We start from the raw sequence: 9,735 nt of genomic DNA on the forward strand, positions 1-9,735 counted from the left end.
GTCAGCCTCCTGCGTTCTGAAGGACGCTGCAGGCCCCACACGCGGCGCAGCCCGCCTTCTGGTCGGCGCCGCGCATGCCGCCCGCCTGCAATTCCTTCGCCACCCGCGAGGTGACGTCGGCGAGCAGGGCCGGCGACGGCGCCTGCGCCCCGTCCTCGACTGCCAGCGTGCCGGCGAGCGGCCGGAACGGGACGACGAACGGGTAGACGCCCATGTCGATCAGTTCGGCTGCGCCCGCGACCAATTCGTCGGGATCTTCACCCAGCCCGACCAGCAGGTACGTCGACACCTGATTCCGTCCGAAAACCCGTACCGCCTCGCGCCACGCCGCCCGGTACTCGTCCAGCGGAACAGTCGCCTTGCCGGGCATCCAGCGCCGCCGAACCTCGTCGTCCAGGGACTCCACGTGGATGCCGATGGAATCGGCCCCCGCGTCCCGAAGATCCGCGATGGTCGCGAGATCGCCGGGCGGTTCGCACTGCACCTGTATGGCGAGGTTCGGGGCCACCGCCTTGACGGCCGCGACGCATCGCGCCAGGTGACGGGCACCGCGATCCTTGGCCGCCGACGTGCCCGTGGTCATGATCATCTGGGTGACGCCGTCGAGGCGGACGGCGGCTTCGGCGACCTCGGCGAGTTGTTCGGGCTTCTTCACCGCGATGGTCGAGCCGGACTGCAGGGATGCCTCGATCGAGCAGAACCGGCACCGCTGTGCCGGGTCGTATCGAATGCAGGTCTGGACCACGGTCGTGGCGAGGACGTTCGTCCCGTGCAGCCGGGCGATCTTCTCGTAGGAGATTCCGTCGGCGGTATCGAGGTCGTAGAAGCGGGGCCGGCGGACCGGCTCGATTTCCACCCCCATGTCGGTGCCGTTCAACAGCAGACGGTTTCCACTGACTTCGTACGGGCTGTCGGACCGGATGGGGATGGCGCCGCCGATCCCGCCGATCAGTACATGACCGTCGTCGCTGGGGCCGGCGCCGGAAGTCCGGGTGACCGGGACGTTCAGTGATCGAATTCCACGTACTGCTACGTCAACTCGTGTCGAGAGATCGCTCATGGTTCACACCTCAGACCATGTATGTGGAGTTGATGATGGCGCCCTTGCGGGAGTAGTGGATGATGGCGTCCTGCACATCCAGGGGATGTGCGGGCACGACGCCCTCGATCAGGTCCTCTTCCCGTCCGCCGTGCAGCGCGAGGCCGAAGCGGCACGCGAAGACGGTCCCACCTTCGGAGATGAAGGTCGCGAGTGCGTCGTTGATGTTCTGCTCGCCCGGGAAACCGTTGTCTCCGGTGGTCGGAAACCCGCGCGTCGCAAGGCAGTTGAGGGCGCCGGGGCCGTAGAAATAGATCGCCGACTCGAAACCCTTGCGCAGTGCGCGGGTTGCCTGCAGGACGGCGACGAAGCTGACGGAGGATTCGTGCGCGATGCCGTGCACCAGCGTGAAGTAGGACTCGCCGTCCTCGGCCTTGTAGTCCGGGAAGATCTTCGTCGACCCGTAGAGGTTGGTGCCCTTGGGCAGTGCCGGGTGGGGAATCTCGCCGAGTGCCTTCTGGATGTTCTCGGCGATGGTGTTCTCGATGTCGGTCACAGGGGACTCCTGGTTGTTCGTGGGGGCGGAGGCGCCCGAAGGGCCTGAACGCGCTGATGAGATGCTGTGGGCGACGGGCCGGGCGTAGACTTCGATGTCCATTCGCTCTGCGTGAGGAGAGTGCGCTGCGCACTCCGTCGACCTGAAACAAGTACACGGTTCGGTGATTTCCGAATGGTCACGCGAGGAACAAGCTCAGGTTTCGTAACCCTCACCGCGGCCCGAATCCGGAAATCCGGTCGTAACACCGACCGCGTGATCTGCGCACCCGCCGATCGCAAAAGTAAAGAGTCCTTTACTATGGGTGACTCATACCCCGAATACAGAGAGAGCCATGACCAGCGCTTCGCGCCCCCGAAGACCCAGCCCGCCCCAGAGTGATCACCGCAGTCCCGGACGCACCGCGGGGGTGAATACATGGTGACCGTCCTGAGCATCGGCTTCGGCGTCGTCGTCGTATTACTGATCACCGCCCTGACCGGCTACTTCGTCGCCCAGGAATTCGCGTACATGTCGGTCGACCGCTCGCGGCTCAAAGCCCGGGCCGAGGCGGGAGACGCGGGCGCCGCCCGCGCCCTCGGCGTCACTCGCCGCACCTCGTTCATGCTCTCCGGCGCCCAGCTGGGCATCACCGTCACCGGCCTGCTCGTCGGTTATGTCGCCGAACCCCTGATCGGACGCGGCCTCGGTGAGCTCCTCGGCGGTGTCGGCATCCCCACCGCGGTCGGGATCGGCGTCGGCGCCGTCCTCGCCGTCCTGTTCTCCACCTTCGTCCAGATGCTCTTCGGGGAGCTCTTCCCGAAGAACCTGGCGATCGCCCGGCCCGAACCGGTGGCGCGTTGGCTCGCGCTGTCGACCACGATCTACCTGAAACTCTTCGGCTGGCTGATCTGGCTGTTCGACCAGTCGTCGAACCTGCTGCTGCGTGCGCTGCGGATCGAGCCGGTCCACGACGTCGAACACTCGGCCACCGTGCGGGACCTCGAACACATCGTCGCCGAATCCCGCGACGCCGGTGAGCTGCCGCGGGAACTGTCGACCCTGCTCGACCGGATCCTCGACTTTCCCACCCGCACCGCCGGGCACGCGATGATTCCCCGCGCCAACGTCGATACCGTCCGGGCCCACGATTCCCTGAGCAGTGTTCTCGAGAAGATGGGCGCGGGCCACACCCGCTACCCCGTGGTCGGGAGTTCCTCCGACGATCTGCGCGGCGTCATCCACCTCCACGACCTGCTCGGCGAGCAGGCCGACGGTCCGGCCGCGTCCCGGGCCCGTTCGGCCGTCGTCGTGCCGACATCGCTGCCGCTGCCCGACGTGCTGGAACAGCTGACGGCTGCCCGGGACGAAATGGCGCTCGTCGTCGACGAGTACGGCGGGTTCGCCGGCGTCATCACGATCGAGGACCTCGCGGAGGAACTCGTCGGTGAGATCGCCGACGAACACGATCCCGACGGCGACGCGTCGGTGACGGGGTCCGAATCCGAAGGCTGGACGATGCCCGGCGATCTGCACATCGACGAGGTGGAGCGCATCCTCGGACACGACCTGCCGCCCGGCGACTTCGAGACGCTCGCGGGTGCCGTCATCGCCGAGTTCGGCGGGCTCCCCGTCGTCGGAGACGCCGTCGCGATCCGATTGAACCCGGATCCGGCCGACCTGATCAACGACGCCGACCCGCCCGTCCGCACCCTCGACGCCGAGGTGCGGGCAGTCGACAAGCACGTCCCGTCCTCGCTGTTCGTGAGGCTCCGCATCCTGGAAAGTGACGCGACCGATGAGTAATCCGTGGGTCATCGTGCTCGTCACCGTCGGGTTGATCGCGGCCAGCGCGTTCTTCGTGGCGATCGAATTCGCGTTGATCGCTGCCCGCCGCCACCGGCTCGAGGACGCCGCCCCCACCAGCAGGGCTGCCCGCGCGGCTCTCCGCAGCGCATCCGAGCTGTCCGTGCTGCTGGCCGGATCCCAGCTGGGCATCACCGTCTGCACCCTCGCGCTCGGCGCGGTCACGAAGCCGGCCGTGCATCACTGGCTCACCCCGGCCTTCGCAGGTTGGGGCGCCCCGCTGTGGCTGGCGGACGTGCTCGGATTCATCCTCGCCCTGATCATCGTCACGTTCCTGCATCTCGTCGTCGGTGAGATGGCACCCAAGTCGTGGGCGATCGCGCACCCGGAGAAATCGGCGACACTGCTGGCGATCCCGATGCGCGGATTCATGTGGGCCACCCGCCCGCTGCTGCTGGTGCTGAACCGGATGGCGAACCGGTGTCTGCGAAGGTTCGGCGTGGAGCCGGTCGACCAGGTGGGCGCCGGCCAGGATCCCGACGCGCTGCGTCACCTCGTCGAGCACTCGGCGACCGTCGGCACGCTCGACGAGCGATACCACGGCCAACTGACCAGCGCCCTGGAACTCCAATCGCTCGCAGTGCGAGACATGGTGCGGCCGAACACCGCCCCGAGCAGTGTCGCCCCGGACGCCACCGCGGCGGCGATCAGGGCGGCCGCGGATCGGAGCGGCCACCTCCGACTGCTCGTACGCGACGCGGACGGGATCAAGGGAGTGGTGCACGCCCGGGACAGCCTGCGGGCCGGCGCCGCAGTCACGGCCGCCGACCTCATGCGCCCGGTGCTGACCCTCGACGCGGACGCTGCCGTGTACGAGGCACTGCACACCATGCGCGAGACCCGCAGCCACCTCGCGATCGTCACCGACAACGGTGAGCTGACCGGTGTCGTCACCTTGACGGATGTCCTCGCGCGACTGCGCCCGGCGGCCGGGGCTTCCGCCTGACCCGTTTCGCACACCGCGGCCGGGGTGGGCATCGGAAGCGGTACCCTCGCGGGGTGAATTCACGGTTGGATGTGGTCGCGCGGGTACGCGGCTCCTTTGTGGGTTCACTGTCCGGCGCGGTCAGCATCGCCGCGCACGGCATCGCCGGAGGCGGAATGCCCCCGAGTGATGGTTCGGTGGTGTTGCTTCTCGCGGCGTGCGCCGCAGTCGGGGCGTCGGTCGCCGCCGTCCGGGTGCCCCGCCGTGAATGGTTGTTCGTGCTGTCGGTGCTCGCTGCGGGCCAGCTGATCGGCCACACCACACTGGCCTTGGCCGCCGATCATTCCCATGGTCTGGGGCTTTCCACCCCGATGATCGCCGCGCACCTCGCCGCGATCGCAGTCGCCGCGGTGCTGGTCCGGTCGGCCGAACGCGCCTGCCTGAGGGCATTGGCGGCGTTGTCGCGCATCGTTCTCGCAGTCCTGGCCCCGCTGCAGGTCGATACCGGCACCTGGACGGCGACCCCGGTCTACCGCGCGAAGCTGTCGTTGTGGCTGCTGGTCGCCGCGGGCGCCGGCACCCGCGGACCACCCGCTCTCGTCTAGTCGAATCCTTTCTCACCGCCTTCCCGGCACGCACACGACGTGTGGTCGTCGGTCCGGCGTGTTCTCACGCGGCACCAGCAGACTCCCACGCGAGTCCCGGTGCCGATTCCTTCCTGAGTCGGCGCATCCCTGACGTGTCACCTCGAGTTGCCCAGCGCACCCTGCTGTGCGCGGCCTCGACGGCGCTGGGTGCCCGTCTCAGCCGATTCGAAGCGAGATCGTCATGTCCATCCCTGAACTCGAACGCGACACACCGGTCGCGTCCTCCCCGGCGTCGAAGGACTCCTCGCCGCCGCGCAGTTTCCGGCCACTGATCCTGCGCCTGCACTTCTATGCGGGGATCCTGGTGGCCCCGTTCCTGGTGATCGCCGCGGTCAGCGGCGGCCTCTACGCTCTCGCGCCGTCGGTCGAGCAGCTGGTCTACCGCGACTACCTGCACGTCGACTCGACCGGCCCGGACCTGCCGATGTCCGAACAGGTGCGGGCCGCGCAGCAGGTTCGCCCGGATCTCACCGTCGCCGCCGTGCGCCCGGCGACCGAAGCGGGTGACACGACGCAGGTGATGTTCACCGATCCCACCCTGGGCGAGTCCGAGCGCCGCGCGGTCTTCGTCGATCCCGTCACCGCGGAGTCGGTGGGCGAGCTCGTCGTCTACGGCAGCAGCGGGGCGTTGCCGATGCGCACCTGGATTTCGCAGTTGCACCGGCACCTGCACCTGGGCGAGCCCGGCCGCATCTACAGCGAGCTCGCCGCGTCGTGGCTGTGGGTCATCGCGCTCGGTGGCGTGTACCTGTGGGTGCAGCGCTACCGCACCACCCGCGCCCGCAACGCGGACGCCGCGAGGCTGTGGACGCTCGATCGGTCGAGCCGCGGACGCAACCGCACCCTCAGCTGGCACGGGGTGGTCGGCATCTGGATCGCGGTCGGCCTGGTGTTCCTCTCGGCCACGGGTCTGACGTGGTCGCGGTACGCGGGCGAGAACGTCGGCGAACTCCGTACCGCCCTGAGCTGGACCACTCCCAAGATCGACAAGAAGCTGGATTCGGCGCCCGCTGCCGGCGCCGCCGCATCGGGCGGTCACGACGGGCACGGCGCAGGGCATACCCCCGCGTCAAATCCGGGAATCCTCGACCGCAACGTGGGCGAACTCGACACCGTCCTCGAGGTGGCCCGGCGCGGCGGTGTCACCGGGGCTGTCGAGGCGACCGTTCCCGCCGACGCGGGCACCGCGTTCACCGTCACGCAGACCCGCGAACCGTGGCAGTTCTCGACCGACTCGATCGCAGTCGACGGGGCCACGGGCGCGGTGACGGACGTGTCGCGATTCGGTGACTGGCCGCTCGCCGCGAAGCTGACGTCCTGGGGCATCGCCCTGCACATGGGGTTGCTGTTCGGCCTGCTCAACCAGCTGGTGCTGGCCGCCCTCGCGGTGGCGCTGCTCGCCGTGATCGTCCGCGGCTACCTCCTGTGGTGGCGGCGCCGGCCCACCCGCGGCACGACCCGGGCGGTGGGCAGGCCGCCGGTGCGGGGCACCTGGCGTCGAATCCACCCGGCGGCGGCGGTGGCCGGGGCCGCCTGCGTCGTCCTCGTCGGCTGGTTCGTTCCGCTGCTCGGCGTCAGCCTCCTCGCGTTCCTGCTCGTCGACGTCGCGGTCGGCGCCCTCTCCCGCATCCGGGCAGAGTGAGGGAGCGGGGCACCCGTGCAGCCGCGGCGGTTACGGTTTGGGAACCGGGTGCCCCTCCGAGGCCTGGACGACGACGATGCCGTTTCCGGTGAGACACAGCTGGTATGCCTCACCGGATCCGCGGCCGATCGCGGCGCCCATCTTCGCGGTCTTGCGGATCGTCGAGTGCAGGCCGGTCGACCACAGCACCGCGCTCTGCATGTCGACGTACGTGGGGGTGTCCACGTTCAGGACGACGGGAGTGCCGTAGATAGTGACGGCGAGGACGCCGCGGCCGGTGAACGTCGTGTTGAACAGTCCGCCGCTGAGCATCGACGCCCCCTCGACGCGGTTGATGTCCCAGTTCAGGGAGCTGTCGAACGCGAGGACGTTGGAACCGCTGACGGTCACCGACTCGTCCTCGAGTTCGAGCAGGAAGATCTCGTCGGCGTCGCGGGCGAGGAACACGTCGCCGCTGCCGGAGACCTTCATCAGCGACATGCCCTCACCGGTGAATGCCTTCTTGAAGAACTTTCCGACTCCGCCGCTGCCCTGGTAGGCGAAGTCGACGTCCCCCTGGTAGGCGACCATCGATCCTTGCCGGGCAAAGAAGTGACCGCTGGTTCCGGCCAAGTCCACCTTGAGCATTCGGGGATTCTGAAGCACGAAGGTGCCCGGTTCACCACTGCGTTCCGCGTTCTTCATCAGGTCGCTGCGCATGACGGAATCCTATCCGTCCCGTCAACGAACCCATTCCGGTCCGGGCCCGTTGGCTTCCTCGAAGATCAGCCACGTCTTGGTCGACTGCACACCTTCCAGGCTCTGCAAGCGTTCGAGGACGACATGACGCAGTGCGCTGTTGTCCGGTGCGCGCACCAGGACGAGAACGTCGAAATCGCCGCCCAACAGCGAGAAGTGCTCGACGAAGGGCAGCGTCCGGAGCTGGGTGGAGATCCCCCGCCACGAGTCCTGTCGGATCGAGAGGGCGATGAACGCGGAGGAGCCGAGTCCCGCCTTGGAGTGCGAGATCCGGGTGGTGAAGCCTTCGATGATTCCCGCCTCCTGCAACCGCTCGATGCGGACGTAGGCGTGCGCGCGGGAGATGTGCGCCTTCTCCGCCAGCGCCCGCATCGAGATGCGGCTGTCGGCGACGAGTTCCTTGATGATGCGCCGGTCGATCGCGTCGAGTTCATACGTGTCCGCTGTGCCGCCGGCCATCTGTCCATCCCTGCTGTGGTCGCTCACACTCCGGTGAGACATTCTGCTCCCGATGAGCCGATTCTAGACCATTTGTCTCTGATTCCGCCTTGTCGTTGTCGATAGGTCGTTCAGTTGCGAGCATTGACGAACACAATGCATCTGGAGGTAGACGTGACGCTCGTAGAGCCGCCCCTGGCCACGCCGTATCGGAAGTTCCTTCCCGCCGAGTGCGCGGTGCAGTATCTGGACGCGGCCGGCGAGCTGACCGAGAGCGAGGCCCGGTATCCGAGGCCGAGCGACGACCGTCTGGTCGAGATGTACCGGAACATGGTGCTGGGCAGGCGTTTCGATCAGCAGGCGACGGCTCTGACCAAGCAGGGCCGGCTGGCGGTGTACCCGTCGTCGCGTGGTCAGGAGGCCTGCCAGATCGCGGCGGCCATGAGCCTGCAACCCGGCGACTGGATGTTCCCCACGTACCGCGACTCGGTCGCGCTCGCCGCCCGCGGCATCGATCCGGTCGAGATCCTCAGCATGCTCGCCGGCAACTGGCACTGCGGCTACGACCCAGCCGCCCACCGCAGCGCCCCGCAATGCACCCCGCTGGCCACCCAGTTGCTGCACGCGACCGGTGTGGCCTACGGCGAACACCGCAAGGGAAACGACACGATCGCCCTGGCGTTCTGCGGTGACGGCGCGACCAGTGAGGGCGACTTCCACGAGGCCCTCAACTTCGCCGCCGTGTTCAAGGCCCCGGTGGTGTTTCTGGTACAGAACAACGGATTCGCGATCAGCGTGCCGCTCGCCCGGCAGAGCGCGGCTCCCACGTTGGCGCACAAGGGGGTCGGCTATGGAATCGGCTCCGAGCAGGTGGACGGCAACGACCCGGTCGCCATGCTCGCCGTGATGGACGAGGCCGCGAACTTCGTCCGCGCCGGCAACGGTCCCGTCATCGTCGAAGCCCACACCTACCGGATCGATGCGCACACCAACGCCGACGACGCCACCCGCTACCGCGACTCGGCCGAGGTGGAACAGTGGCTCGGCCGCGACCCGCTGGCCCGGCTGGAGAAGTACCTGCGCGGGAAGGGCCTGCTCGACGACGCAACGTCGGAGGCCCTCACCGCGGACGCCGAGGCCGCCGCATCCGCGCTGCGTGCCGGCATGAACGTCGACCGGCCCACCGACCCGATGGACCTGTTCCGGTACGTCTTCGCCGAACAGACCCCGCAACTTCGAGAGCAGCAAGCGCAGGCGGAAGCCGAACTGGCCGCCGAGTCCGAGGAGAACTGACACCATGCCCGTGCTCACCATGGCCGAGGCCCTGAACACCGCACTGCGCGACGCCCTCACCGCCGACGAGAACGTCGTCGTCTTCGGCGAGGACGTCGGCACCCTCGGCGGCGTCTTCCGCGTCACCGACGGCCTGACCCGCGACTTCGGCGACGACCGGTGCTTCGACACCCCGCTCGCCGAATCCGGCATCATCGGCTTCGCGATCGGCATGGCGATGTCCGGGTTCAAGCCTGTCGTCGAAATGCAGTTCGACGCGTTCGCCTACCCGGCGTTCGAGCAGATCGTCTCCCACGTCGCGAAGATCCGGAACCGCACCAAGGGTGCGCTGTCCGTGCCGATCGTCATCCGGATCCCGTTTGCCGGCGGGATCGGCGGGGTCGAGCACCACTGCGATTCCAGCGAGGGCTACTACGCCCACACCCCCGGCCTGAAGGTCGTGGCCCCGTCCACCGTCGAGGACGCCTACACCCTGCTGCGCGAGGCGATCGACGACCCCGACCCGGTGATCTTCCTCGAACCGAAACGCCTGTACTTCTCCCGCGCCGACGTCGACCTCGCGGTGGGCGCACCGATCGGGCGGGCCGCCGTCCGGCGTCCCGGCCGGGACGC

The 9,735-nt window shown here is 68.2% G+C and carries 10 protein-coding genes; 6 read left to right on the top strand and 4 right to left on the bottom strand.

Features of this window, described 5'->3' with window-relative positions; genetic code table 11:
* Nucleotide 1: 1 nt before the first annotated feature.
* Nucleotides 2-1,060 carry an MSMEG_0568 family radical SAM protein gene (locus AZG88_RS04970; protein WP_061040604.1) on the bottom strand — a complete coding sequence of 353 codons (1,059 nt, stop codon included), beginning with the start codon at nucleotides 1,058-1,060 and terminating at the stop codon, nucleotides 2-4.
* A gap of 10 nt (nucleotides 1,061-1,070) precedes the next feature.
* Nucleotides 1,071-1,595: an MSMEG_0572/Sll0783 family nitrogen starvation response protein gene (locus AZG88_RS04975; RefSeq protein WP_061040603.1), complete on the bottom strand. Its 525-nt coding sequence runs from the start codon at nucleotides 1,593-1,595 to the stop codon at nucleotides 1,071-1,073.
* A 417-nt stretch (nucleotides 1,596-2,012) separates the two neighbouring features.
* On the opposite strand from AZG88_RS04975, the gene AZG88_RS04980 reads away from it, so the two are divergent.
* The 4 genes from AZG88_RS04980 to AZG88_RS04995 all read left to right on the top strand — a co-directional run bounded on the left by AZG88_RS04980 (nucleotide 2,013) and on the right by AZG88_RS04995 (nucleotide 6,654).
* The gene (locus tag AZG88_RS04980; protein WP_061040602.1) at nucleotides 2,013-3,380 is read left to right on the top strand and encodes a hemolysin family protein; all 1,368 of its coding nucleotides are present in this window, start codon (nucleotides 2,013-2,015) and stop codon (nucleotides 3,378-3,380) included.
* A complete protein-coding gene (locus tag AZG88_RS04985; RefSeq protein WP_061040601.1) occupies nucleotides 3,373-4,386 on the top strand; it encodes a hemolysin family protein in 1,014 nt (337 codons plus the stop codon). The genes AZG88_RS04980 and AZG88_RS04985 overlap by 8 nt, the downstream gene beginning before the upstream one ends.
* A 53-nt stretch (nucleotides 4,387-4,439) precedes the next feature.
* Complete coding sequence (locus tag AZG88_RS04990; RefSeq protein ID WP_197436020.1) at nucleotides 4,440-4,970, top strand: hypothetical protein; 531 nt, start codon at nucleotides 4,440-4,442, stop codon at nucleotides 4,968-4,970.
* Between the two features lie 223 nt (nucleotides 4,971-5,193).
* Nucleotides 5,194-6,654: a PepSY-associated TM helix domain-containing protein gene (locus AZG88_RS04995; protein WP_061040599.1), complete on the top strand. Its 1,461-nt coding sequence runs from the start codon at nucleotides 5,194-5,196 to the stop codon at nucleotides 6,652-6,654.
* A 30-nt stretch (nucleotides 6,655-6,684) separates the two neighbouring features.
* Here AZG88_RS04995 and AZG88_RS05000 read toward each other — a convergent pair whose 3' ends face one another.
* On the bottom strand, nucleotides 6,685-7,353 hold the full coding sequence (locus AZG88_RS05000) for an AIM24 family protein (protein WP_061040598.1): 669 nt from the start codon (nucleotides 7,351-7,353) through the stop codon (nucleotides 6,685-6,687).
* Between the two features lie 21 nt (nucleotides 7,354-7,374).
* On the bottom strand, nucleotides 7,375-7,851 hold the full coding sequence (locus AZG88_RS05005) for an Lrp/AsnC family transcriptional regulator (protein WP_007297835.1): 477 nt from the start codon (nucleotides 7,849-7,851) through the stop codon (nucleotides 7,375-7,377).
* A 135-nt stretch (nucleotides 7,852-7,986) separates the two neighbouring features.
* Here AZG88_RS05005 and pdhA point away from each other — a divergent pair, with 135 nt between their 5' ends.
* Together pdhA and AZG88_RS05015 are read left to right on the top strand one after the other, a co-directional pair.
* Nucleotides 7,987-9,123 carry a pyruvate dehydrogenase (acetyl-transferring) E1 component subunit alpha gene (pdhA, locus tag AZG88_RS05010; RefSeq protein WP_037182398.1) on the top strand — a complete coding sequence of 379 codons (1,137 nt, stop codon included), beginning with the start codon at nucleotides 7,987-7,989 and terminating at the stop codon, nucleotides 9,121-9,123.
* A gap of 4 nt (nucleotides 9,124-9,127) precedes the next feature.
* On the top strand, nucleotides 9,128-9,735 hold a 608-nt coding region (locus AZG88_RS05015; RefSeq protein WP_442971701.1), incomplete at its 3' end, for an alpha-ketoacid dehydrogenase subunit beta.

The organism is Rhodococcus sp. LB1 (genome assembly GCF_001583455.1).
GTDB lineage: Bacteria > Actinomycetota > Actinomycetes > Mycobacteriales > Mycobacteriaceae > Rhodococcus_F > Rhodococcus_F opacus.

Bases quoted from the DNA above. Each gene is read 5' to 3' on its own strand.
- AZG88_RS04970 (WP_061040604.1), bottom strand. From the start codon at position 1,060: ATGAGCGATCTCTCGACACGAGTTGACGTAGCAGTACGTGGAATTCGA.
- AZG88_RS05005 (WP_007297835.1), bottom strand. From the start codon at position 7,851: ATGGCCGGCGGCACAGCGGACACGTATGAACTCGACGCGATCGACCGG.
- AZG88_RS04985 (WP_061040601.1), top strand. From the start codon at position 3,373: ATGAGTAATCCGTGGGTCATCGTGCTCGTCACCGTCGGGTTGATCGCG.
- pdhA (WP_037182398.1), top strand. From the start codon at position 7,987: ATGCATCTGGAGGTAGACGTGACGCTCGTAGAGCCGCCCCTGGCCACG.
- AZG88_RS04980 (WP_061040602.1), top strand. From the start codon at position 2,013: ATGGTGACCGTCCTGAGCATCGGCTTCGGCGTCGTCGTCGTATTACTG.
- AZG88_RS04995 (WP_061040599.1), top strand. From the start codon at position 5,194: ATGTCCATCCCTGAACTCGAACGCGACACACCGGTCGCGTCCTCCCCG.
- AZG88_RS05000 (WP_061040598.1), bottom strand. From the start codon at position 7,353: ATGCGCAGCGACCTGATGAAGAACGCGGAACGCAGTGGTGAACCGGGC.